This window comes from Bradyrhizobium genosp. L, assembly GCF_015624485.1.
In the GTDB taxonomy this organism is placed as follows: Bacteria; Pseudomonadota; Alphaproteobacteria; order Rhizobiales; family Xanthobacteraceae; genus Bradyrhizobium.
In genome coordinates this window covers 1941352-1966104 of the sequence record NZ_CP061378.1, presented here as the reverse complement: position 1 = coordinate 1966104, position 24753 = coordinate 1941352, and the positions used below count along the sequence as shown (strand labels likewise).

At 64.4% G+C, this 24753-nt stretch carries 22 protein-coding genes; 11 read left to right on the top strand and 11 right to left on the bottom strand.

Annotated elements, in window-relative coordinates; all coding sequences use genetic code 11:
• The first annotated feature begins 6 nt into the window (after positions 1-6).
• Positions 7-1017, top strand: coding sequence for an amino acid ABC transporter substrate-binding protein (locus IC762_RS09210; protein ID WP_195788490.1), 1011 nt, complete (start codon positions 7-9; stop codon positions 1015-1017).
• A 136-nt stretch (positions 1018-1153) separates the two neighbouring features.
• A complete protein-coding gene (locus IC762_RS09205; RefSeq protein WP_195788489.1) occupies positions 1154-1789 on the top strand; it encodes an aspartate/glutamate racemase family protein in 636 nt (211 codons plus the stop codon).
• Positions 1790-1808: 19 nt separating this feature from the next.
• On the opposite strand, the gene IC762_RS09200 is transcribed toward IC762_RS09205, so the two are convergent.
• The 4 genes from IC762_RS09200 to IC762_RS09185 form a co-directional block, all read right to left on the bottom strand.
• On the bottom strand, positions 1809-2384 hold the full coding sequence (locus tag IC762_RS09200; RefSeq protein ID WP_195788488.1) for a hypothetical protein: 576 nt from the start codon (positions 2382-2384) through the stop codon (positions 1809-1811).
• Between the two features lie 10 nt (positions 2385-2394).
• A complete protein-coding gene (locus tag IC762_RS09195; protein ID WP_195788487.1) occupies positions 2395-3912 on the bottom strand; it encodes a papain-like cysteine protease family protein in 1518 nt (505 codons plus the stop codon).
• Between the two features lie 464 nt (positions 3913-4376).
• The gene (locus tag IC762_RS09190) at positions 4377-5708 is read right to left on the bottom strand and encodes an MFS transporter (RefSeq protein WP_195788486.1); all 1332 of its coding nucleotides are present in this window, start codon (positions 5706-5708) and stop codon (positions 4377-4379) included.
• 66 nt (positions 5709-5774) lie between these two features.
• Entirely contained in the window at positions 5775-6530 is a 756-nt protein-coding gene (locus tag IC762_RS09185) for a hypothetical protein (protein ID WP_195788485.1), read from the bottom strand.
• Positions 6531-6852: 322 nt separating this feature from the next.
• Here IC762_RS09185 and IC762_RS09180 point away from each other — a divergent pair, with 322 nt between their 5' ends.
• A complete protein-coding gene (locus IC762_RS09180; protein WP_433995902.1) occupies positions 6853-8052 on the top strand; it encodes a multidrug effflux MFS transporter in 1200 nt (399 codons plus the stop codon).
• A 168-nt stretch (positions 8053-8220) separates the two neighbouring features.
• Positions 8221-9399, top strand: coding sequence for a YncE family protein (locus IC762_RS09175; RefSeq protein WP_195788483.1), 1179 nt, complete (start codon positions 8221-8223; stop codon positions 9397-9399).
• Between the two features lie 138 nt (positions 9400-9537).
• Here the strand turns inward: IC762_RS09175 and IC762_RS09170 are convergent, their stop codons facing one another.
• A complete protein-coding gene (locus IC762_RS09170; protein ID WP_246801495.1) occupies positions 9538-9963 on the bottom strand; it encodes a DUF983 domain-containing protein in 426 nt (141 codons plus the stop codon).
• 120 nt (positions 9964-10083) lie between these two features.
• Here IC762_RS09170 and IC762_RS09165 point away from each other — a divergent pair, with 120 nt between their 5' ends.
• A complete protein-coding gene (locus IC762_RS09165) occupies positions 10084-11421 on the top strand; it encodes a PLP-dependent aminotransferase family protein (RefSeq protein ID WP_246801493.1) in 1338 nt (445 codons plus the stop codon).
• Between the two features lie 21 nt (positions 11422-11442).
• Here IC762_RS09165 and IC762_RS09160 read toward each other — a convergent pair whose 3' ends face one another.
• Positions 11443-11706: a hypothetical protein gene (locus IC762_RS09160; RefSeq protein WP_195788480.1), complete on the bottom strand. Its 264-nt coding sequence runs from the start codon at positions 11704-11706 to the stop codon at positions 11443-11445.
• Between the two features lie 198 nt (positions 11707-11904).
• Between IC762_RS09160 and IC762_RS09155 the strand changes: the two genes are divergently transcribed.
• Positions 11905-13143 carry a serine hydrolase domain-containing protein gene (locus tag IC762_RS09155; RefSeq protein WP_195788479.1) on the top strand — a complete coding sequence of 413 codons (1239 nt, stop codon included), beginning with the start codon at positions 11905-11907 and terminating at the stop codon, positions 13141-13143.
• 7 nt (positions 13144-13150) lie between these two features.
• Here the strand turns inward: IC762_RS09155 and IC762_RS09150 are convergent, their stop codons facing one another.
• A complete protein-coding gene (locus IC762_RS09150; RefSeq protein WP_195788478.1) occupies positions 13151-13375 on the bottom strand; it encodes a hypothetical protein in 225 nt (74 codons plus the stop codon).
• 182 nt (positions 13376-13557) lie between these two features.
• Between IC762_RS09150 and IC762_RS09145 the strand changes: the two genes are divergently transcribed.
• On the top strand, positions 13558-14559 hold the full coding sequence (locus IC762_RS09145) for a hypothetical protein (RefSeq protein ID WP_195788477.1): 1002 nt from the start codon (positions 13558-13560) through the stop codon (positions 14557-14559).
• A 160-nt stretch (positions 14560-14719) separates the two neighbouring features.
• On the opposite strand, the gene IC762_RS09140 is transcribed toward IC762_RS09145, so the two are convergent.
• Positions 14720-15952, bottom strand: a complete 1233-nt coding sequence (locus tag IC762_RS09140; protein WP_195788476.1) for a rhodanese-like domain-containing protein — start codon at positions 15950-15952, stop codon at positions 14720-14722.
• 249 nt (positions 15953-16201) lie between these two features.
• On the opposite strand from IC762_RS09140, the gene glgC reads away from it, so the two are divergent.
• The gene (glgC, locus tag IC762_RS09135) at positions 16202-17464 is read left to right on the top strand and encodes a glucose-1-phosphate adenylyltransferase (protein WP_195788475.1); all 1263 of its coding nucleotides are present in this window, start codon (positions 16202-16204) and stop codon (positions 17462-17464) included.
• Complete coding sequence (gene glgA / locus IC762_RS09130; protein ID WP_195788474.1) at positions 17461-18915, top strand: glycogen synthase GlgA; 1455 nt, start codon at positions 17461-17463, stop codon at positions 18913-18915. Before glgC ends, glgA begins: the two co-directional genes overlap by 4 nt.
• On the opposite strand, the gene IC762_RS09125 is transcribed toward glgA, so the two are convergent.
• The 3 genes from IC762_RS09125 to IC762_RS09115 all read right to left on the bottom strand — a co-directional run bounded on the left by IC762_RS09125 (position 18916) and on the right by IC762_RS09115 (position 21355).
• Positions 18916-19242, bottom strand: a complete 327-nt coding sequence (locus tag IC762_RS09125) for a hypothetical protein (RefSeq protein ID WP_195788473.1) — start codon at positions 19240-19242, stop codon at positions 18916-18918.
• 129 nt (positions 19243-19371) lie between these two features.
• Positions 19372-20415: a serine hydrolase gene (locus IC762_RS09120; RefSeq protein WP_246801492.1), complete on the bottom strand. Its 1044-nt coding sequence runs from the start codon at positions 20413-20415 to the stop codon at positions 19372-19374.
• Positions 20416-20860: 445 nt separating this feature from the next.
• Complete coding sequence (locus tag IC762_RS09115) at positions 20861-21355, bottom strand: DUF417 family protein (RefSeq protein ID WP_195788471.1); 495 nt, start codon at positions 21353-21355, stop codon at positions 20861-20863.
• Between the two features lie 279 nt (positions 21356-21634).
• On the opposite strand from IC762_RS09115, the gene IC762_RS09110 reads away from it, so the two are divergent.
• Both IC762_RS09110 and IC762_RS09105 read left to right on the top strand, forming a co-directional pair.
• Entirely contained in the window at positions 21635-21868 is a 234-nt protein-coding gene (locus IC762_RS09110) for a hypothetical protein (protein WP_195788470.1), read from the top strand.
• 251 nt (positions 21869-22119) lie between these two features.
• A complete protein-coding gene (locus IC762_RS09105) occupies positions 22120-24387 on the top strand; it encodes a TonB-dependent siderophore receptor (RefSeq protein ID WP_195788469.1) in 2268 nt (755 codons plus the stop codon).
• Positions 24388-24753 lie beyond the last annotated feature (366 nt).

The window sequence follows — 24753 nt, the reverse complement described above, 5'->3', positions numbered from 1 at the left end:
AGTACAATGTACAAGGCTATTGTCACGACTGTCCTGCTCGCAGCAGGCATTTCAACCGCAAACGCGGCGACGCTCGACACGATCAAGCAGCGCGGCACACTGGTGTGCGGCGTCTCGACCGGCTTTGCCGGCTTCTCGGCGCCGGACTCGCAGGGCAATTTCAAGGGGCTCGATGTCGACTATTGCCGCGCGCTGGCCGCAGGCGTGCTCGGCGACGCCGGCAAGGTGCGCTATGTCGCACTCACCGCGCAGAACCGTTTCACCGCGCTGCAGTCCGGCGAGATCGACGTGCTGTACCGAAACTCGACGCAGACCTATCTGCGCGGCACCACGCTCGGGTTGCGCCAGGGCCCGGTCAATTTCTACGACGGCCAGGGCTTCGTGGTGAAGAAGGACCTCGGCGTCAAGGAACTGAAGGATCTCAAGGGAGCGACCGTCTGCGTCGCGCAGGGCACCACGCATGAGGTGACGCTCGGCGATTACGGCCGCGCCAACGGCATCGACTGGAAGCCTTTGGTGTTCGATCGCGTCGACACCATGTACCAGACCTTCTTCGGCGGCCGCTGCGATGCCATGACGCAAGACGCCTCGGCGCTCGCCGGCGCGGTCGCGACCGCGGCACCCAAGGCCGACGACTACGTCGTGCTGCCGACCACCATCAGCAAGGAGCCGCTCGGCCCGTTCACCCGCAACGGCGACGAGGTCTGGAGCGACATCATCACCTGGCTGCATTACGGCCTGGTCGAAGCCGAGGAGCTCGGCGTCACCCAGGCCAATGTCGACGAGATGACGAAGTCGCAGGTGCCGGCGATCCAGCGCCTGCTCGGCGCCTCCGGCGACCTCGGCTCGCGGCTCGGGCTCGACAACAAATGGCTGGTCGCGGCGATCAAGGCCGGCGGCAATTACGGCGAGATTTTTGAGCGCAATGTCGGCAAGGCGAGCCCGCTCAAGCTCGAACGCGGCCTCAACGCCACCTGGGGCAAGGGCGGCCTGATGTACGCGATCCCGTTCAAGTAACGATCGTCGCTTCGAGCACCAGCCCGTAGGGTGGGCAAAGCGAAGCGTGCCCACCTTCGCGGGCTCTGAGCAAAAATGGTGGGCACGTCGCTACGCTCCTTTGCCCACCCTACAGACTACGAAAAGACCAGCCACCATGCGCATCACCCTGATCCACGCCCTCAAGCATTCGATCGTGCCGATCGAGGCGTCGTTTGCACGGCTGTGGCCGGAAGCGCGGCTGATGAATCTGCTCGACGACTCCCTCTCGGCGGACCTCGCGCGCGACGGCAAACTGACCGAGCGCATGACCGAGCGCTTCCTCACCATGGGCCGCTACGCGGCGAGCACCGGCAGCAACGGCATTCTCTTCACCTGCTCGGCGTTCGGCCCCTGCATCGAGGCGGTGGCGCGCGCGCAGGCGCCGATGCCGGTGTTGAAGCCGAACGAGGCGATGATCGAGCAGGCGGTCGCGAGGGGGAAGACGATCGGCCTGCTCTCGACCTTCCCGCCGACGCTGGTCTCGATGCCGCCGGAGTTTCCGTCGCAGGTCGAGCTGGTGCCGAAGCTCGCCGAGGGCGCGCTGGCCGCGCTCGACCGCGGCGATCGCGCCGAGCACGACCGTATCGTGGTCGAGGCATCCAGGGACCTGCGCGATTGCGATTTGATCGCGCTCGCGCAATACAGCATGGCGCCGGCCGCCGAGCGCGTCGCTGAGGCCACCGGCCGACCGGTGCTGACGACGCCGGACAGCGCGGTGACGAAACTCAAGGCGCTGCTCGGCGTCGGTTAGGCGTGAAGACCCGCTCCGGTTACGGCGCGCCGCGGTTCGCCTGCCCGGCCTTGTATCTGAGCTCGTCGATCAGCTGCGAGGCAGGCACCGCCTGGCCGGTCTTGGCGTCCACCGGCGATGGATCAAGCGGCACGACGAGGTCGCCGGTCCCCGCGGTCTTGTGCAGCCACAGCGCGGTGACATACAGAGCGGGCACGCGGAGAATCCGGAGCTCGTAATCGTCCTTGCTCACCTCCGGCAAGCTGCGAACCGTTCGGATCGCGTCGGCGGTCGAACCGACCGCACGTCCTTCATTGAGCGCGGACACGACTTGTTCATCGCCGGTCCCGGTCGGAACCGCCTCCGCGGACGCAAGCGCCTGGTTGTTGTCCTGTACGAGGAAGAGCCATCCGGTCGACTTGGCCGCCGGCAGGTCTCGCTTGGCCACGAGATCGTCGAGGCCCAGCGTGAACACTTGAAGCGGTTCGACAGCCTGGAGCGGCCCGGCAGCCTTGCGCAATGCGAGGGACCGCAACGCCCTGTGGTTGGCGTCCCGGAAGATCGATTGAACGGCCTCGGTCGCCTGTTGCGGGGGGGACGGAGTGAGAACAGCCATCGAAACCTCCTCAGTATTTGGTGTAGTAGGTGTGTGTCCACGTACCACTGCCCTGATACTTGGTTTGCAACGTGGTGTAGTTGACGTTCGAGCGACCGTAGATCGGGTCGTCGACGGTGATCCAGTCGATGCCGCCGGCGTTGTAGTGCCCCATGATGCACAGGAAGTGCGCGCCGCCGCCAGACCAGGCGACCCGGATTCCGAGCGGGCGGGCGAACGTCACCTCGGTCTCGACCTGGGCGACGGTGGCAGTGCCGCCCACCCAATGGTCGAGATGACCGACAATGGAGAGCGCCTGATCGAGATAGCCCGTCACGTTGCAGGGCCCGGATGCGCCCGTGCCGCAGCAGTCGGTCCGGCCGAGCTCCTGGTTGGCGACCTGGCACTGGGTCCAGCCGCTTGCCGGCTTGTAGAACAGCGCGACGCTGGTCGAGGTTGCCGCCCAGCACCAGTTGGGCTGCGTCTGGTGCTGCATCGAGAAGTACATCTCGTCGAGCCACCAGATCGTGTCGACGTGGTCGTCGGTCCCGACGACGAAGACGTCCAAAATATCCGGATAGCGGCTCAACGCATTGATCGACGTGTTGGGGGCGACCACGCCGCCGGCGATCTGGAACCAGTTGGCCCAGCCGCTGCTGGCGTCCCACCACGTGCTGTAGACGCCGTGATTGGTGCCGACCGCGAAGACGTCGAGATGGTTGGGATAGCGGGACACGACGCTGATCGAGGTGTTGGGAGCCGCGGCCCCGCCGCTGACGTTGAACCAGCTTCCCGCCCAGCCGCCGTTGGCATCCCACCAGATGCTGTAGATCTTGTGGTCGGTCCCGACGGCGAACAGATCCATGTGCGTCGGATATCTTGCGACGGCGGCAATCGACGTGTTCGGCGCGGCGGCGCCGCCGGCGACCCTGAACCAGGGCGCCCATCCGCCGTTGACGTCCCACCACGTGCTGTAGATGCCGTGGTCCGTTCCGACCGCAAACAGATCGATGTGGTTGGGGTTGCGGGTCAGTGCCGTGATCGACGTTCCCGGAGCCGCGGCCCCGCCGCTCACATTGAACCAGCTTCCCGCCCAGCCGCCATTCGCATCCCACCAGATGCTGTAGATCTTCATGTCCGTTCCGACCGCGAACAGGTCGAGATGATTGGGGTTGCGGGCGATCGCCGCGATCGAGGTGCCGGGCGCGGCGGCACCGCCGGCGACCCTGAACCAGCTGTTGGCCCAGCCGCCATTGGCGTCCCACCAGATGCTGTAGATTCCGTGGTCCGATCCCACGGCGAACAGATCGAGATGATTGGGGTTGCGGGCGACCACCGTGATGGTCGTCCCTGGGGCCGCGACGCCGCCGGCGACCCTGAACCAGCTCGACCATCCCGTGGAGATATCCCACCACGCGCTGTAGATCCCGTTGTCGCTGCCGACACAGAAGACATCGAGATGCTGCGGATACCTGGCAATCGAGGTGATTGACGTTCCGGGCGCCGCAACGCCGCCGCTGACGCCGACCCAATTCGGAGCCCAACCCATTGTGCACTCCTTTCCAGACTGATGAAGCTGCTGTTTCGCTCGTCACACCAAGAAAACGTGGACCGTCATCGCGACGGAGACGCATGTGCCAACCGCGCTGTGGCTACGCACGCAGGCGTGCTCGCCTTGGCCCGGTCGCTGCTCGCAAATGTTGGCGTCAGTATCAGGCTCACGCCGTTCTCCTGGCTGTCATGCCGGAGGCTCCTTCTGGAGCACACGGTATCGATGAGCGGTTCATTCAACGGCTGATAATCTACACGCCCCGCGAACGCGTGCATGTGACCTATGCCACAACTTTGAGATCACGTTGTCGTTTGTGATCGGCGCACACACCCGAGCGCACGAATGCGGAGGATGGATGCAAAAAATATCGGGCCGCGCGTGCCGCAGCCCGATGACAGATGTTGATGTAATTCATCGCGACACGAAGGTTGATTGCGCCTTGCGGCCGATCCGCCGGCGCATCATCCGCCCTCGTTCACGTTCAAATCGACGCCCTGCGGATCCTTGATCGTCGACACCGTGATCAGCGAGATCAGCGCCAGCACGCCGATATAGATGCCGACACGCCAGGATTCGCCGTAGGTACCGATGATCCATTGCGCGATCATCGGTGCGAAGGCGCCGCCGAAGATGGCGCCGAGCGCGTAGCCGATCGAGACACCGGAATAGCGCACCTTTGCGGGAAACAGCTCGGCATAGAGCGCCGCCTGCGGGCCATACGAGAGACCCAGCGCGATGGTGAGGCCGACGGCGCTGATGAAGAACAGCAGCAGATTCTTGCTGTCGATCAAGAACCACATCGGCACCGCCCACAGCACCATCAGTCCGTAGCCGATCTGGAACGAGCGCACGCGGCCGATCTTGTCGCCGAGGATGCCGCCGATCAGCGTGAAGATGAACCAGCTTACCGCGGCGAGCGTGCCGACCAGCAGCAACTGCTCGGAGGGCATCTTCAGCGTGTTGGCGCCATAGCTGATCAGGAACGCGATCAGGATGTAGCCGGCCGCGTTGTTGGCCATGAAGATCAGCGCGGTGCGCAGGATCTCCTTGCTGTGGTTGCGCATCAGCTCCCTCAGGGGAGCCGACGATTCCCGGTGCCGCCGCTGCATCGCCTTGAACACCGGCGATTCCTCCACGGTGCGGCGGATCACGACGCCGACGACAATCAGCACCAGCGACAGCAGAAACGGAATCCGCCAGCCCCATTCGATCATCGCCTGCTTGCCGAGCGTCGTGGTCAGCACCCACAGCACGCCGGTCGCGAGAATCATGCCGAGCGGCGTGCCGATCTGCGGGAACGAGCCGAAGAAGCTGCGGCGGTCGCGAGGTGCCGACTCCACCGACATCAGCGCCGCCCCGCCCCATTCGCCGCCGGCCGAGAAGCCTTGCAGGATGCGGAGCAGAATAAGCAGCGCCGGCGCCCAGGCGCCGATCTGCGCATACGTCGGCAGCAGGCCGACCAAAGCGGTGGCCGCGCCCATCAGGAGCAGCGTGACCACCAGCATGTTCTTGCGCCCGAAGCGGTCGCCGAGATGGCCGCAGACGATGGCGCCGAGCGGGCGGAACAGGAACGACAGGCCGAGCGTCGCGAACGACACGATCTGCGCCAGCAGCGGATTGTTCTGGTTCATCGGCGCGAAGAACAGCGCGCCGAACACGAGGCCCGCAGCCTGCGCGTAGACGAAGAAGTCGTACCACTCGATGGTGGTGCCGACGAGCGTCGCGGTGAGGACCTTGCGTTCCTCTTCCGACAGTTCAGCGCCGCGCGAGCGCGCGGACAGTTCGATGGACATTGTGGCCTCCCCCATAAATCTTTGAGCTTTGTATCTTTGATCTTTGTTTGTCTTGATCGACCGAACTCAGTTAGAAACATAGCTCCGGTTGTGACCACTCTCACACAAATGAAGAACAGGGCCGCCGTAATAGACACAGGATTCCGTGTAGATGAATTTGTCCGGATTCGTTCGGTCTCGATACTGCATTATGTTCAGAACGTAGACCGTCAACGCCCCTGACGAGATGTCGGCGGTTTGCTTGTCGTCTAATTTCGGTCCAAAAACGCTAAACCATGTGTCGGATTGGTTTGGGTTAATGTCGAGTTTTGGTCCCGGCTCGGAAAGGCTTATTTGCGCCTTGAGCATTGGAAACATCTGATCAATCGTTGCATTAGGCGCTCTTCCGGTAGCAAGCATTACAACGCCCGCATGCCGCAATTCAGTAGCCGTTGATTTCCCATTGTTGATAATGAAAATATTCATCGCGTACTGTTTTTCCGGCGTAACTATTGGCTGCCATTGCCGAACGTCTAACCGAGCGTTTTCCGAGCTAAGCAAAGTTTCGGCCGCCAATAACGTGGGCCAATAGTGGCGATCGACATAGCCAAATAAGACCCCTGACCATGTTGTGACCAAAAGCAGTAGCGGGATGATGTATCCGTGCCGACCTTGCTCAGCGACCCGCTGGCCGCCTTTGCCAGATTTACCTGCTTTGGCTCCTGGTGCTTCCTTTGTCCGGTGGTACATCAAAGCTGTGTAGACCGCGCTGGCTACTGCAGCCGCGGTTGCTATCCAGAATCCAATTTCGGAAGCAGTCATAGCCACGATTGTGGGGCTCACTTATCGCTCACGCAACGTCTCGGGTCGGTTTTCCCTATCATTCCCGGTTTCACTCAACACGTCAGATGCGAAGACCACCGTTTTCGGAATTCCAGTTCGCCGATTTTGCTCTCTGCGGCCGCGACCACTATGAACGCCGGGTAGGCACCTAGATGACCGCTCGCTGGCATCGGACCCGGCTACCTCAGCCGCAATTGCCGGGCACCTATCCTGAAACGGCGATTGTGCAACGCAACAAAGGCGCTATGATTCAGACCTTCCAAGAGGTTGCTAAGTGTCTGACATCAATGCCGATGCCTGGGTTTCTTCAGGCCACCGCCCGATGGGCTTTCCCGAATTCGTCGTCATTATCGCTTCCATCATGGCGCTGAACCCGCTGGCGATGGACATGATGCTGCCGGCGCTGCCGAACATTCGCTCGGCGTTTGCCATCGCCGACGCCAACCGGCCGCAGATGGTGCTGTCGATCTTCCTGGTCGGCTTCGGCGTCGGCCAATTCGTGATGGGTCCGCTGTCCGACCGCTTCGGCCGCCGGCCGGTGCTGCTCGGCGGCATGGCGGTCTACACCATCGCCGGCCTGCTCGCGCTGATGGCGCCCTCGTTCGAAACACTGCTCCTGGCGCGCGCGCTGCAAGGGCTCGGCACCTCGGCGACGCGCGTGATCGCGACCTCGATCGTGCGCGACTGCTATGCCGGACGGCGGATGGCGAGCGTGATGTCGCTCGCCATGATGGTGTTCATCGCGGTGCCCGTGATCGCGCCGTCATTCGGGCAGGCGGTGATGCTGCTGACCAACTGGCACGGCATCTTCGTGCTGCTGATGATCTATGGCGTGATCGCGCTGGCCTGGAGCGCGATGCGGATGCCGGAGACGCTGCCGGTCGAGCTGCGCAAATCGCTGGCGATCCCCGAGGTGCTGTCCGCGTTCCGCCAGACCGTGACCAACCGCCAGACCTTCGGCTATGCGCTCGCCGCCGGCGGCGTGCAGGGCGCACTGTTCGCCTTCGTGTTCTCCTCCCAGCAGGTGTTCACCGAGATCTTCAAGCTCGGGCATTATTTCCCGGTGGCGTTCGCGGCGTGCGCGGTCGGCGTCGCGATCGCGGGCTTCCTCAACTCCCGCATCGTCGGCCGCATCGGCATGCGCGTGATCTCACACGCGGCGCTGACCGGCTTTGCGGTGGTCGCGGGCCTGCTGCTGCTCGCGGTCAAAACAGACATGCTGTCGCTGCCGCTGTTCATGGTGCTGGCGGCGCTGATGATGTTCGCCTTCGGGCTGATGATGGCGAACTTCACCGCGCTCGCGATGGAGCCGCAGGGCAAGATCGCCGGCACCGCCTCCTCGCTCTACGGCACGATCACTACGCTGCTCGGGATCGGCATCGGCACCACGATCGGCCAGGATTACGACGGCACGCTGGTGCCGTTCGCGACCGGCTTCTTCCTCTGCACGCTGGCCGCGCTCGCGGTGGTGCTGGTGACCGAAAAGGGCCGCATGTTCCGGCCGCATCACCAGCCGGTTTGATGATCCGGTCGATCGGGTAACGAGCCGAACAGAGTCCTCGAAAGCAGTCGCTCCGGCAAAAGAGTCCAGGCACCAAAGCGCCGTTGATGGTTGCCAGTCATCAAGGCTGCGAAGTACGGTGACGGAACCAGCTCGCAAGAAATGAGCAATGTCGGGGAGAAATGCATCATGATTGTACGCAGCGCTCTTTGCGCGATGTGTCTGGGCGCCATGGCTCTGGCCGGCCTCGTCGGTGGCGGCGCGGCCCAGGCCGGAACCAACGATCTCCTGATCGGCATCGACAACAAGATCACCTATGGACCCGAAGGCCAGATCAATGGCGCGCCGGGTAACGACGCGGTGCTGGTCGTGGACATCTCCGACCCGGCCAAACCCAGGATCCGCGGCAGCTTGCCGCTGACGAACTCGCTCCTGGGGCCGCCCACCAATCTGCAGATCACACCCGACGGCAAGCTGGGCCTCGTCGCCAATTCCGTGGTTCACGTCCAGGAGGGCAACACCTGGAAATCGGTCCCGGATGACAAACTCTACGTGATCGACCTCACCGCCGACCCGCCGAAGCTGGTTGACACGGTTGCCGTCGGGCGGCAGCCGTCCGGTCTGTCGATCTCGGGGAAGGGCGACCTTGCGTTGATCGCCAACCGGGACGGCAAGAGTGTCTCCGTCGTCTCGATCCAGGGGATGACGGTCAAGGCCGTCGGCGAGGTTCCGCTGGGGCAGCAGGCTGCGGCCGTTGTGGTCGCGCCCGACGGCAAGCGCGCCTTCGTCTGCCTGAACCTCGTGAACAAGATCGGCGTGCTCGCGATCGACGGCCAGAACGTGACCTACGACAAGTCGATGGACATTCCATCGGCATTCAATCCCTACAACATCGACATCACGCCGGACGGCAAATACGTCATCGCCTCGAATACCGGCGCACAGAGCAACAACGCCGATGCCGAGGTGATCATCGAAGCAACCGGCCCGCATCCCCATGTGGTCGACGTGATGTCCCCCGGCACCGGACCGGAAGGTTTCGCGATCTCACCCAATGGAAAGATCGCAGCCACCCCGCTGCTGCTCGGCACCGGTGCCAAGGACAGCGACTGGTTCAAGACCAAGGCCGGCGAACTCGCTGTGATGTCGATCGGCACCGACGGCAAGCTGACGGTGATCGCGCGCGCGCCGCTCGGTGGACTGCCGGAGGGCATCGCGTACAGCCCGAACAGCGAGTACCTCTATGTGGGCAACTATTTCGACAAGGACTTGCAGCTGTTTCACCTCGCCAACGGGACGCTCACCGAGGCCGGCCCCAGACTGAAGCTGCCAGGTCAGCCGGCATCCATGCGCGGGCCGGCGCGGTAGAGCAATGCGTGCCTACCCATTCCGCGGACTTGATCCGCGGAATGGGACAAGCACCGCCACCAACCGCTGACGTATTCGTCCTCAACGCGCGCCGTGGCGCGCCTAAATATCGTCTGGCCTATCCAGGCTGCGATCGCGTCAGGCTTGCTTGGCTCGGCCGACGCCGCTCCGCGCCCGCACCGGAGCCACCCGCTGCCGCGACGTCGCAAATCCCTCCATGCCGAGCTGCCACTGCAACCCGACGATCGCGCCCTTGGTCGGCTGCAGCAGGCCGAGCGCGCTGAACAGCGTGAATGGCAGCCAGATCGCGAGTTGCAGCCAGGCCGGCGGCGCGTAGGTCATCTCCATCCAGAGCAGCGCCGGCACCACGACATGGCCGACCACGACGATGACGAGATAGGCCGGGAAATCGTCGGCGCGCTGCGGGGTGAAATCCTCACCGCACACCTCGCAATGATCGGCGACCTTCAGGAAGCGGCCGAACAGATGGCCGCGCCCGCAATTCGGGCACTTCATCGCAAAACCGCGCATCATCGCTTTTGGCAGGGAAACCGTGTCCGTCATGGCCGTCGTCCTTGACCTGTTCTGTTGATCCATACAATATGCCTCAAGAAGCATACAATCAAAGACAAACGGCCGAATTGCATGGATTGGATCCCTACAGTTTCGGAGTGGCACGGCCCGATGTTCCAGCGCATCGTCGACGCGCTCGCCGCCGATATCGCCAGCGGCCGGCTGGTGCGCGGGGAGCGGCTGCCGACCCACCGCGCGCTGGCGACCGCGCTCGACATCGATCTCACCACGGTGACCCGCGCCTATGGCGAGGCGCGGCGCCGCGGCCTGCTCGACGCCCGTGTCGGGCAAGGCACCTTCGTCTCGGAGACCACGTCACGCGCCGCCTCCGACCTGCCCGCGCCGGTCAATATCGATTTGTCGATGAACCTGCCGCCGCAGCCGGTCGAGGCCAATCTCGATCTCCGCATCGCGCAGGGACTTGCAACCATCCGGTCCGACGCCGGCTTCTCCGCCTATCTCGGCTATGCACGTCCCGGCGGCACCGCCGACGAGCGCGAGGTCGCGGCGTCCTGGCTGCGGCCGCGCGTGCCGCAGGCCGCGGCCGACCGCATCGTGATCTTTCCGGGATCGCAGGCGATTATCTTCAACGCGCTGCTGGCGCTGACCTCGCCGGGCGATGTCGTGGTAACGGAGGCGCTGACCTTCCCCGGCGTGAAGGCCGCCGCGGCGCGGCTGGACGTGCGGCTGGTCGGCGTCACGATGGATAGCGAAGGCGCGCGCCCCGACGCGCTCGACGAGGCCTGCCGCAAGCACAAGCCGAAGGCAGTCTATCTGGTGCCGACGCAGCAGAACCCGACCACGGCGACGATGGGCGCGCCGCGGCGCAAGGCGATCGCCGACATCATCAGGAAGCGCGGCTGCGTCCTGATCGAAGACAATGTCTACGGCCCGCTTGAGCCGCAGGTGGCTGCGATCGCGACCTTGATCCCGGAGCACACATATTATGCTGCGAGCATCGCCAAATGCATCGCGCCGGCGTTGCGCGTCGCCTATTTCGTGGCACCTGACGCGGGCGTCGAGCAGCGCATGCGTGCCGGCATGCAGGCGACCATGCAGATGCCGCCGTCACTGATGGTCGCGCTCGTCACGCAATGGCTGCGCTCCGGGGTCGCGAGCGAGATCATCCGCGCCATCCGCAACGAGGCCGCCGCGCGCCAGCAGCTTGCGGCGCGCTTCCTCAAGGGCGTGACCTATGCGGCGCGCCCGGCGAGCCATCACATCTGGATGCCGCTGCCGCGGCATTTCGGCGGCACCGACCTGCTGTCGCATCTGATGCGCAACGGGCTCGCCGTGGTCGGCGAGGATGCCTTTGCGGTCGGAGACGCCGCCCCGCGTGGCCTGCGCGTCTCGCTCGGCGCGGCGCGCAACCGTGCCGAGCTGAGCCAGGCGCTTCAGGTGCTCTCGAACGCCATGCGCACGCCGGTCGGCGTCACGCAAATTGTGTAAACTTCGACGGACCGGGCCGGGTCATAGAAAGTCCCGCAGCCGCGCCAGTTCTGCCAGGTGCTCGGGCGACAGGATTTCGGTGACGAGAGGAGGCTGTGGCGCCGTGCGGACTTCGTAGAGATGCCGCGTCGCTTCAGGCTTGGCCATGAAGGCCTGGAGACATTCGTCCAAAGTCCCGACAAGGATCACATACGGGCTGCGATCTTCCCGGCGCGCGTTGCCGAGCGACGGCCATTTGTAGAGGCTGGCCGCAGCCGAGAAGTTGATTTGGGCAGGATCGGGCATCGCTCAATGGAATCGAAACGTTGATGGTCGAAGTCAGTGTCTTTTCACGAATGGCTGCAGCCACGGGAAAATACTAGGTAACGCGAGATGTGCGCGCTAATACTGCGATACTCAGGCTTCAGCAGGGCGGCACCTTCCATGTCACTGGGATATGAGCGGGCGAATCAAATTCTCACCCGCCAGCTTCGCGCGACAACGATGGCGTTTGCGTGTCTTGTATCCGTCACATCGGGCGCGGCGCGTGCGGCCGATATCCCTGCCCCGTCGCCGGACAAGCTCGCGCGCATCACCGCGTTCTTCAACGAGGAGGTCGCCACCGGCAAGATACCCGGCGCCGTCATTTTGATCCAGCAGCACGGCAAGGCGATCTATCTGAAGACCTTCGGCGACCGCGACGTCACCACCAAGGCGCCGATGACGACGGACACGATCTTCGCGCTGCATTCGATGACCAAGCCGATCACCAGCGTCGCCGCGATGATGCTGGTCGACGAAGGCAAATTGTCGCCGCAGGACCCGCTGTCGAAATACATCCCGGCGTTCGCCGACGTGAAGGTCGGCATCGAGCCGCCCAACGACAACATGGTCGGCGACCTCAAGCTGGTGCCGCCGGACCATCCGATCACGATCCAGGACCTGATGCGGCACACCTCCGGCATCACCTACGAATATATCGGCGCCAACTGGATCCAGAAAATCTACTCGGACGGACACCTGTTCGATGGTCCCGTCGACAACAAGGAATTCGTGGCGCGGCTGGCCAAGCTGCCGCTGTCGCGGCAGCCCGGCACGCTGTGGCGCTACGGTCATTCCACCGACGTGCTCGGCCGCGTCATCGAGGTCATCACCGGCAAGACGCTCTATCAGTTCGAGACGGAGCGCATCTTCGATCCGATGCAACTGAAGGACACCAAATTCGTGCTCGACAGCGCCGACGAGCGGGCGCGGATGGCCGAGCCGCTGCCGTCGGACACCATCCTGCTCTCGGCCGAGCACGACCGGCGCGCGCACCCGGAATGGCAATCCGGCGGCGGCGGGCTGGTCTCGACCGTGCTGGACTATGGCCGCTTCGCGCAGATGCTGCTCAATGGCGGGGAACTCGACGGCAAGCGCTATCTCTCGCCCGCCGCCTTCAAGGACATGACGACCGACCATATCGGCCCCGGCTCCGGCGTCGGCCGCGACTACTGGTATTTTCCCGGCGACGGTTTCGGCTATGGCTACGGCATCGCGGTGCGCACCGATCCCGGCATCGCAAAGCCGCCGCCGCCGGGCTCGATCGGCGAACTGAAATGGGACAGCGGCAGCGGCACCTATTTCGGCGTCGATCCGAAACTCGACATGATCTACATCATGCTGGAGCAGACCCAGAACGAGCGCCAGCGCATTACGCCGGTGTTCAGGAAGCTGGTCTACGACGCGTTCAGCCCGGACTGAAGACGCTCTAGCCTCGGCGCCCCGGCGTCGGCCATCTGCGGTGAACGGTCTCCCGCCTGCGCAGCAACGCAGCCTGGATCAGGCTTGCGGTGCAGTCGTTGCAGACGAAGCCGCATTGGTCCGAAATCAAGCCGAAGCGCGTATCGAGGCCGATCGCACCATCGTCGGTCAAACCATCGATCACACCGCCGCAGCACAGACAGTGCTGCCGCGCGGCGAACTCGCGTTCCATGACGCGCCCTCCCGCATCGGCTGCTTTCCTCACGTTATATACTATCGTATATATCGTTGGCGACAAGCAGGCGGGTGAACGATCCGGTCGGGAACCCTGCACCACAACAAGCCGCCGACCGGAAGCGATCGTCCAAAGAAAATCCTGCCTGGTCGAACCAGGTCCATCGAGGAAACGCGATCATGACAAAGAAGAACAGCGCCGCGGCCCGTCCGCGCGCAAAGGGAGAACTGCTCACGATCCGCCGCGCATCCCTGCTCAGCGCGGCGGCCATCCTGCTCGGCATCACCGGCGCAGCCGGCGCCGAGACGGCTCCGGTCAACGTGCCCGACAAGAGCTTTCCGGAGAGCGTCACCTCGACCTCCGACGGTTCGCTCTATGTCGGCAGCTTCAATCTCGGCGGCGTGACCAAGATCTCGTCCGGCGGCAAGGCGGAGCAACTGGTCAAACCCGGCGCCGGCGACAGCCGATCGACGCTCGGCGTGCTCGCCGACGAGAAGAGCGGCACGCTCTATGTCTGCTCCAACGACATTTCGGGCTACGGCGTCGCAGGTCCCAGCGACGTCAAGGGCGCCTGGCTGAAGACCTTCGATCTCAAGAGCGGCGCGCCGAAAGGCAGCTTCGCGCTGAGCCAACCCACTTCATTCTGCAACGATATCGTGGTTGGCAGCGACGGCACCGCCTATGTCAGCGATTCCGGCGCGCCGATCATCCACAGCCTCAAGCCGGGCGCGACGGCGCTCGCGACCTTCGCGACCGACCCGCTGCTTGCGCCGGCCAAGGACGGCGTCGGGCTCGACGGCATTGCAATCGGCGCCGACGGCAATCTCTATGTCAACACCTTCATTCCGGCAAAGCTGTTCCGGGTCGCGGTGAAGGACGGCAAGGCCGGCGCAGTGACGGAGCTGAAAACGTCGCGCCCGCTCGATCACAGCGACGCCATGCGCGCGTTCGGCAACGGCTTTCTGATGATCGAGGGCAACGGCAAGCTCGACAAGGTCACGGTGAAGGGTGACGAGGCCGAGATCGACACCATCAAGGACGGATTTGACGGGCCGGTGTCGGTGACGCAGGTCGGCGATACCGGATGGGTCGCCGAGGGCAAGCTGTCCTACATCATCGGAGAGAACAAGGGCAAAGACCCCGGCCCGTTCAAGCTGACGCCGGTCGCATTGCCGAAGTAAGCAGCAACTGGGCTTTAGCCCCGTCATTGCGAGGAGCGAAGCGAAGCGATCCATCGTACGGCATCCGCGGTGTCAATGGATTGCTTCGCTTCGCTCGCAATGACGGGGATAGGCCATGGCGCAATTCATTATCGTCCATCGGGGCGACCCGCACCGCTCATCAAATCACATAAAACCCGTGCGTGCCGTCGCGGCGGAGTTGTTCGACGAGGCCGTATTCCCAGTCGAGATAGGCCTGCATCGCCTGCTCGGCAACCTCGGTGCCTTCATAGGGGCGCCGGTAGCGGTGCGCGGGATCGGGCTTAGGCAACACCCGCGGCGGTCCGACCTCGAGCCCACCGTGATAGCCACCCGCGAGCACGTAAACCTCCCAGCCCATCTGCGCGAGCCAGGACGCCGTCATGTCGGCGCGAATCCCTTTGTCGTCGGTCAGGACGATGCGCGCGCCGCGCACGGGGGCGGCCATGTCGATCTCCTGGACCAACTGGCCGCCGGCGTAATGGCGGAAGCCGGCGAGATGGCCGCTCGCATATTCGGCGGCGTCTCGCACGTCGAAGCGATAGAGTGTGCGATGCGCCTCGCGCTCCAGTGCCGCAAGCTCGCTCGTCCCGATGTGACGGACGCCGGCGCGATAGGCGACGTCGCGCGCATTTTCCTCGGCGCCCTCGAATGGCGCGATATCGCCGCGCCTGTCGGCGCCGTGCTCGAGATCGTGCCGGGCGAGCGTCCAGCCGATGGTGCCGTTGCGCAGCGCCCGCACCTTGTTGGGCAATCCCGCATTGATCAGCGACTGGGTACCGATGATCGAGCGGGTGCGGCCGGCGCAGTTGACGATGATGGTGGTGTCGGGATCGGTCGCAGCATTTGCCGCACGCAGCACCAGCTCGGCGCCGGGCACGCTGACCGAGCCCGGGATGTTCATGGTGGCGTATTCATCGAAACGCCTGACATCGAGGATCGCGATGTTGGCCTTTTGCGCGATCAGCGCGGCGACCTCGTCGGCGCCGAGCGACGGCGTGTGGCGGCGCGCCTCGACCAGCTCGCCGAACGCCTTGGCATAGGAATTGACGTCCTCGAAGACCTCGTAGCCGGCTAACCGCCAGCCGTGCAGACCGCCGGCCAGCGCGCGAACGTCGCGGTAGCCGAGGGCCGCGAGCTCGCGCCCGGCGGCGTCCACCAGCCCCTCGCCGTCATCGTACAGCACGATCGGCACGTCCGCGCGCGGCAGCCGAAGGGCGGCCTCGATCGCGATCCGGTCGGCGGCCATGTTGGCGGCGAACAGCGGATGGCCGGTGGCGAAGGCGGCCTCATGCCTGACGTCGAGCAGCGCGATCTCCTGCCGCAACAGCAGCGCGGAGCGGATATTTTGGGGCGTGACGGTCGGAAGGGTCATGACGAGCGGGCCTGGAGGGGAAACGGCGGGCCGGGTTGCTGTATACCGAAACGGCCTCCCGTCAATGGTCGCAAGCGCCTGCGTTGCATGCAAATCCTGCCATGCCGGACCGCGGAACGAAACGCGCGGTACCGCTTTGCTCAACCGGGGCCGCTTGCTAGGTTTGCAGCCGGTCCCGTTGGCGCCCGATCAGGCCTTCCGGACAAGAGAAGGCAGCGGGGCCGCGTCTGAAGCCCCGGGAGGATGACCATGAGAACTGTCGTGAATGAACCGCTGTCCCGCCATGCCCTTGCCTTCGTGCTGGCCGGCGGGCGCGGCAGCCGATTGCAGGAGCTCACCGACAAGCGCGCCAAGCCCGCGGTCTATTTCGGCGGCAAGTCGCGCATCATCGATTTCGCGCTCTCCAACGCGGTGAACTCCGGCATCCGCCGCATCGCGGTCGCGACCCAGTACAAGGCGCATAGTCTGATCCGGCATCTGCAAGGCGGCTGGAACTTTTTCCGCCCGGAACGAAACGAGAGCTTCGACATCCTGCCCGCGAGCCAGCGCGTTTCCGAGACGATGTGGTATGTCGGCACGGCGGACGCGGTCTACCAGAACATCGACATCATCGAGGCGCACGGCACCAAGTATATTTTGGTGCTGGCCGGCGACCACGTCTACAAGATGGATTACGAGATCATGCTGAAGCAGCACGTCGAAAGCGGCGCCGACGTGACGGTGGGCTGCCTCGAGATGCCGCGCGCGGAATCCTCCGGCTTCGGCATCATGCATGTCGACGAGACCGGCCTGATCCAGTCCTTCCTGGAGAAGCCGGCCGATCCACCGCCGATGCCCGGCAAGCCCGACAAGTCGCTCGCCAGCATGGGCATCTACGTCTTCAACTCGGACTTCCTGTTCGAAGAGCTGAAGCGTGACGCTGCGGATCCGAACTCGGCGCACGATTTCGGCAAGGACATCATCCCCTACATCGTCAAGCACGGCCGCGCGATCGCGCATCAGTTCAACGATTCCTGCGTCCGCTCCGGCGACGATCCGCGCGCCTACTGGCGCGATGCCGGCACCGTCGACGCCTATTGGGGCGCCAATATCGACCTCACCGACGTGGTGCCGGAGCTCGATCTCTACGACCGGTCATGGCCGATCTGGACCTATGCCGAGATCACGCCGCCGGCCAAGTTCGTGCACGACGAGGACGGCAGGCGCGGCCAGGCGGTGACCTCGCTGGTGTCAGGCGCATGCATCATCTCGGGCGCTTCGCTGCGCCGCTCGCTGCTGTTCACCGGCGTGCACGTCAATTCCTACGCCTACGTCGAGAACGCGGTGATCATGCCCTATGTCGTCGTCGGCCGCGGCGCACGCCTGAAGAACGTCGTGATCGATCGCGGCGTCAAGATTCCGGAAGGCCTGGTGGTCGGCGAGGACCCCGCGTTCGACGCCAAGCGCTTCCGCACCACCGAACAAGGCATCACGCTCATCACGCAGGCGATGATCGACAGGATTCCGACATGACGCCGATCCGCGTCCTCGCGGTCGCCTCGGAAATCTATCCCGTCATCAAGACCGGCGGGCTTGCCGACGTCGCCGGCGCGCTGCCGGCCGCGCTTGCCCAGCACGGCGTCGCGACGCGGACATTGGTGCCGGGCTATCCCCGCGTGCTCGATGCGCTCGCCTCGGCAGAGACCGTCCTGCAATGGCCGGAATTCTACGGCGGACCGATCCGCGTGCTCAGCGGCTCGCATGACGGGCTTGAGCTGTTCGCGCTCGATGCGCCGCATCTCTATGCGCGCCCCGGCAATCCCTATGTCGGTCCCGATGGTCGGGACTGGCCCGACAACGGCATCCGCTTCGCGGCGCTGTCACGGGCGGCAGCGGAGATCGGGCTGGGCGCGATCCCTTCCTTCGTGCCTGATGTCGTGCATGCGCATGACTGGCAGGCCGGGCTGGTGCCGGCCTATCTCTTTTATGGCAGGCACCCGCGGCCCTCGAGCGTGATGACGGTGCACAATCTGGCCTACCAGGGCCAGTTCTCGCCGGACATGCTTGCGACGCTCGGCCTGCCGCCGGAATCCTACGCCATCCAGGGCGTGGAATATTACGGCACGATCAGCCTCCTGAAGGCTGGCCTGCAATATGCCGACCGCATCACCACGGTGTCGCCGACCTACGCCCGCGAGATCCAGAGCGACGAGGTCGGAATGGGGCTCGGCGGCCTGTTGCGCGCGCGCGCCGATGTGCTGAGCGGCATCCTCAACGGCATCGACATCGCCGTGTGGAATCCTTTGACCGATCCGGATATCGCCGCGCGCTTCAGCGCCGACGCGCCTGCCGCCCGTGCGTCGAACAAGGCGGCGCTGCAGCAGCGCTTCGGTCTCGACCCATCGCCGGACGCGCTTTTGCTTGGCGTGATCAGCCGGCTGTCCTGGCAGAAGGGCCTCGACCTCCTGCTCGAGACCATGCCGACGCTGCTCGGCGAAGGCATGCAGCTTGCGCTGCTCGGCAGCGGCGACCGCGACTTGCAGGACGGTTATGCCGCGCTGGCGCAGGCCCACCCCGGGCGGATCGGCGTCGTGATCGGCTATGACGAGGCCTTGGCGCATCTGATCCAGGCCGGCTCCGACGCGCTCGCGGTGCCGTCGCGCTTCGAACCCTGCGGCCTCACCCAGCTCTGCGCGCTGCGCTATGGCGCGGTGCCCGTGGTCGCCAATGTCGGCGGCCTTGCCGACACCGTGCTTGACTTCGACGAGGCCGCGACGCTCGGCGCAGCCGCGACCGGCATCAAGTTCGCGCCCGTCACCGCGGACGCGCTGGCGCACGCCCTGCGCAAGGCCAACCTCCTGTTCAACGACCAGGTGACCTGGCGCCGGCTGCAGCACGGCGGCATGGCAACCGACGTCTCCTGGCACAATCGCGCCGGCCAATATGCCGCGCTCTATCGCGAGCTGGTCGCGGCGCGGCGTTGATCAGTTCAAGAGATCGCAGGCGGCGATGCGGTTGATATCGGCGAGGCGGCGGTCGGCATTCCCTGCGAGATCGAGACTTCCGACGAGATCGAGCAGACGACCATAGGCGCGGTCCGCGACCGCAACCGGCAGCGGCTCCTCGTCGAAGGCCTCGACATAGTTGCCGACGAGACCGCTCAACAGCCGGCATACGCCGCGTTGATCGGGATCGTCCTTGCCCAAAATCTCGAGTTTTTGCTGGAAGGTCCTGAAGGTCCGCAAGCCGTGCGGCTGTTGCGAAAGCCAAGTGTGCAAATGAATGCGCAGATCAGGATGCAAGTCGGTCATGTCAGCCTCTTCAAATTGGAGAAGAAGCTACGGACTTATACAGCCGATCATGATGCGGCGCCATGACAATTTTCGCATGCGCCCTCCCCGATCGCGCACGAGACGTCATCAACCCGGCATCGACGGCAACTACAATCGCGCGAGCGCCGGCAGGATCTTGTAGCGCGCGATCTCGTGCGGATATTCGCCGCGATTGGCAAGCAGCACGATGCCGAGCTTCCGCGCCGGCACCAGGCCGACATAGGCCGAGGCATTGTTGAGACCGCCGGGCTTGTCGACGACGGTGACGCCATCAAGCCGCACATTCTCCCAGGCCATCGCCTGCCCGAATGTGTCGTCGACGCGAAAGCGCTCGCGCTCGGTCAACTGCAGCGCCGCGCGCAGCTCCGGATCGATCACGGCGCCGTCGAGACAAGCGCCGAGCAGGATGCCGAGATCGCGCGCGGACGAGAACATCTGGCCGGTGCCGGGAAAGTCGAAATAGCTCTGCTGATTGCCCGGCGGCCCGATCGGGGTGCCCTGATCGGAATAACCCTGCACCACGCGCTGCATGATCTCGGGCGGCAAGACCGCGCGGTTGTCCTCGCCGCGATCCGGGATGAACGTCGCGTTCATGCCGAGCGGCTGCAACACGCGGCTCTCGATCAGCGCGCCGATCGGCATGCCATAGCGTCGCTCCAATGCGAGCTGCAGCAGCACGTAGCCGGCATGGGTATAGATGCGCTGCTTGCCAGGCACCTCGCCGGCCTTCGGCGTCCATGCGTTGAGCATCGCGATGAATTGGTCGCGGCTGAACGTCGCGCTCGGCCAGGGCGGATGATCGGTCGGCAGTAGCAGGCCCGACGTATGGGTGACGAGCTCGCCGATGGTGACGCGGCTGACATAGTCGCCATTGAGCTCGGGCAGATATTTGCTGACGAGATCGTCGAGCTGCATTTCGCCGCGGTCGACGGCAAGCGCGACCAGCGTGGCCTCGAACAGCTTGCGCAGCGAGGCGAGGTTGAACAGCGTGTCCGGTGTCACCGGCCGCTTCGCGGCCGCGTCGGCAGCGCCGAAGCTGAAGAGAGTGACCCGCCCGCCGGCATAGACGGCTGCGGCGAGGCCGCCCGGATCGGCCTCGGTCACGGTCGGCACCAGCTCTGACGTCACGATGTCCCTGATTTGCGCGTCCATGTCGGAATCCGAGCGGGCGCCCGTGACGAAACATAGGGCGAGCAGAACGGCCGCAATCCTGAGGGGCAGCTGCAATCTCATTGAAACGATGGCCGGGCTGACATTGCGCCGACCATACCTGCACGGCGCACGCGTCCGAATTCACGATCGCGCGTGGAGCGCCACAGGCGCCGGGGCGGGAAAAGGCGGCGCAACCGCCGTTCCGGTGAGCAGAACCGACCCGGCAATCGCAACCGCCCTGCGCACCAGCCACGGCGCTGGCAACTGAATCAGCGGCGAAGTTCGATGACCCAGAGCATCTCCCGCTCGAGAGATATTTCTAGATAGCAATAATTCGTCAATCAAAAGTTGCGACGGCGCCTCGGATTCGATCAATACGCCGCGCCAACGCGCAAGTCCCAGGTTCCAGATGTCAGCGCGAGCGAGGACATCTGTTCAGCCCGGATTAACCACTGAAGTCTCGCAACCGAACGACGGACCGCGGTAGCGACGCCAGCAGCAGCACCAGGCAGACGCAGAGCAGCACGATGTCCTTGAACAGGAACTCACCGGTCAGGTTCCAGGCCATCGGGTCGGTCGACAGGCTCCATTTCACGACGCCCGGTGTCGTGAAGAAGAACGACCAGGTGACGGCGAACGTGATCACGCCCATCAGCGAACCGATCGCCGACAGCAGCGGGCTGAATGCGCCGGCGGCAAGCAGCACGGCAATGCCGAGCTCGGCGATGCCCAGCATATAGGCCTCGCCGCGCAGGCCGAACAGCGAGAGCCAGAAGACGAACGGGCTGTTGGTGATGAACTGCGCAATGCCCTGCGCCGACTGCAGCGTGAACTTCTGCATGCCGAACGCGACGAAGATCACGACCATGACCCAGCGCAGGATGGCAAGCGGGCGATAAGACCCACCGCCGCTTTCCGCGACGTTGAAGGAGAGCTTCATGCTGACGTGACTTCCTCGCTGCGATGACCGTTGCCGCCACGATCGGCGGCGTTCGTGCAGGTCTACGCATCGCCCGGCGACCGCGTTACGCGCGGGCACGATCCCGGTTTTCACGATCCCGTGCAGGCCAGGTTCCATCCGGTGTTGAATCCCTGCAACACCTTGCAACAAAATGTGTGACGACGCCGATTGCGTCATCCTGAATCACGACTGCGCCGCATCACGGTCCAATGCTGCGCGCGGGTGGCGTAAACACTTCGAACTTGGGGAAATGCCTTCATGCAGCAGGGACCGTTGGGCGCACGGAGCGCGGACTCGTCGGGATATGTCTTTCATTTCCAGTTCGCCAGCAATGGCACGAGACGCGCGTGCAGTCTGACGATCCAGGCGGACAGCGCCAACGAGGCCGCGAAGATCTTTCGCGAGAACTGGATGACGATCGAAGGCATGGCGCGCGAAGGCGTCAGCGCAGGCACAATCGATTCGACGACCGTGGTGCTGGCGACCAGCTGACGCACGCATCATCCGGACGCATCAATCAAGATAACCTCTAAAAAGCTGCGACCGATTGGCGCAGCAAAGAGCGATGCACGCGCGTCGCGTTTAGAGGAATTCAGTTCCATTGCGGTTCTTTTCCGTCGCGACGGCTGCTAGAGGCGCGCGACTGAAATTTGCTGAGTGGAATTGAGAACGTGACTGTCACCGCTGATGGCCGGCTTGTCGGACGCCATCGAAATCCTTCCGACAAGAATCGTGGCCATCTCATGATCGGTGCGGCATTCCTGCTCGCCGATGTCACCGTTGCGGTGACCAGCGCGAACGCGCAATCGAGCGTCGCGCTGCCGCCGGTCACGGTGGAATCACCGATCCAAAAACGAAAGCCGGCGAGCGCGGCAACGCAGTCGGCGCAGCGAACGCGCGCGACGGCCGCCGCGCGCCAGCACAACCGCAACGCCCAGCCGGCGCAGCCGACAGCGTCCGAGCGCGCCGCCGCGGCCGCAGCCGCGCTTGCTCAAGCCAAGCTCGGCTATCGCGCAATGCCGAGCGCGACCACCTTGCGCAGCGGCGCCTCGCCGCTCGATACGTCGCAGACGGTCAATGTCGTGCCGGAGCAGGTGCTGAGGGATCAATTGCCGCGCAACATCGACGACGCGCTGATCAATGTTTCCGGCGTCACCCAGGCCAATACGCTGGCCGGCACCCAGGACGCCGTGATGCGGCGCGGCTTCGGCGACAACCGCGACGGCTCGATCATGCGCAACGGCATGCCGCTGGTGCAGGGCCGCAGCCTGAACGCCGCCGTCGAGAGCGTCGAGGTCTTGAAGGGGCCGGCCTCGCTGCTGTACGGCATCATGGATCCCGGCGGCATCGTCAACACCATCAGTAAGCGGCCCGAGCTCTATCAGCACGGCTCGGTCACCCTGCTCGGCTCGAGCTATGCCAATGCGAAGACCGGTGCCGACGGCACCGTCGACGTCACCGGCCCGATCGGCAACAATGGGCTCGCCTATCGCTTCATCGGCTACGGCGTCAGCGAGGACTATTGGCGCAATTTCGGTCGTCACCGCGAGATGCTGGTGGCGCCGTCGCTGGCCTGGTATGGCGAAAACACCACCGTTCAGCTCAACTACGAGCATCGCGAGTTCATCACTCCCTTCGACCGCGGCACCGCGTTCGATCTCACCACCAAGGCGCCGCTCCAGATTCCGGCGACGCGCCGGCTCGACGAACCCTTCAACAACATGTGGGGCACCTCCGACCTGATACAGACGTCGGTCGAGCATCGCCTCAACGAGAACTGGAAGCTGTTCGCGGCCTACAGCTACAACACCGAGACGTTCAGCGCCAACCAGCTCCGCATCACCGGCATCAACACCAAGACCGGCGTCGAGACGCGCAGCGACGACGGCACCTGGGGCTCCCTGAGCAATTCGAGCTACGGCACCTCCTACCTGCAAGGCAATGTCTGGCTCGGCAATATGCGCAACGAGGTGCTGTTCGGCGGCGACGGTCAGTATCGCACGATCTACCGCGACAAGCTGATCCGGCAGGCGACGCCGAGCTTCAACTTCTACAACCCGGTCTATGGTCTGGTCACGCCGGGCACGACAGTCTCGGCCGCCGACAGTGCCCAGACCGACAAGCTCGGCCAGTGGTCGCTGTTTTTCCAGGACACGCTGCATCTGACCGAGCGCTTCGCGCTGGTCGGCGGCGTGCGTTACATGGATTACGACCAGATCGCGGGCAAGGGCGTGCCTTTCATCACCAACACCAACGTCTCGGCCGACAAGGCGTTGCCGCTCGGCGGCGCCATCCTCAAGCTCACCGACCAGGTCTCGCTGTATGCGAGCTGGACACAGTCGCTGAAGCCGACATCGACCATCGCGCCGCTCACCGGCGGCGTCGTGATCGGCTCCAACATCGCGCCCGAAGAGGGCACGCAGTGGGAGACCGGCGTCAAGTTCGACGTCAACAAGCGGCTGTCCGGCACGCTTGCGCTATACGACATCGACAAGAAGAACGTGCTGGTGTCGCAGCTCAACTCGACGACGTCGGTCGTCGAGTACCGCACCGCCGGCAAGGTCCGCTCGCGCGGCGTCGAGTTCGACGTCACCGGCCGGTTGACCGACAATTGGAGCATGATCGGCAGCTACGGCTATACCGACGCGCGGGTGACCGAAGATCCGACGCTCGCAGGCAAGCAGTTGCAGAATGTCGCGCTCAACACCGGCTCGCTCTATCTGGTCTACGATTTCGGTACCACCCTGCCCGGCCAGCTCCGCCTCGGCGGCGGCGCGCGCTATGTCGGCAGCCGGCCCGGCGACGCCGTCAACAGTTTCTACATGCCGGCCTACACGGTCGCGGATATTTTCGCGACCTACGAGACCAAGGTCGACACGTTGCCGGTGATCTACCAGTTCAACGTCAAGAACCTGTTCGACACGATCTACTATTCCTCCGCGGTCAGCAACCTCAACGTCGCGCTGGGCGACGCGCGACGCGTCTCGCTGTCGGCGACGGTGAAGTTCTAGTGACACGTAACTCTTTCCACCCGTCGTCCCTGCGAAGGCCCTAGGCATGCACACGTCTCACTCAGCCGATCTTGCTTAAGGCCGCACGGGAGGTGGTAGGGCTCTCTCCCCCCTTGCGGGGGAGAGTTGGAGAGAAGGGTAAGCCACAAACACCGCCCACGCGGCTTACCCCTCTCCCTAACCCTCCCCCGCAAGGGGGGAGGGAACCCTTCCGTTGGTGCCTTCCTGACGTATAAGCCGTCGCACCATGTGTGCATGCGCTCGCGCGAAGCAGGGACGACGATGAGTTTGTTGCCCCACATCCGACCGAACTGGATCGATTCCAAACTGGCCTTGTGGCATCGCAGCTTGCTCTTGGGTAGGGTC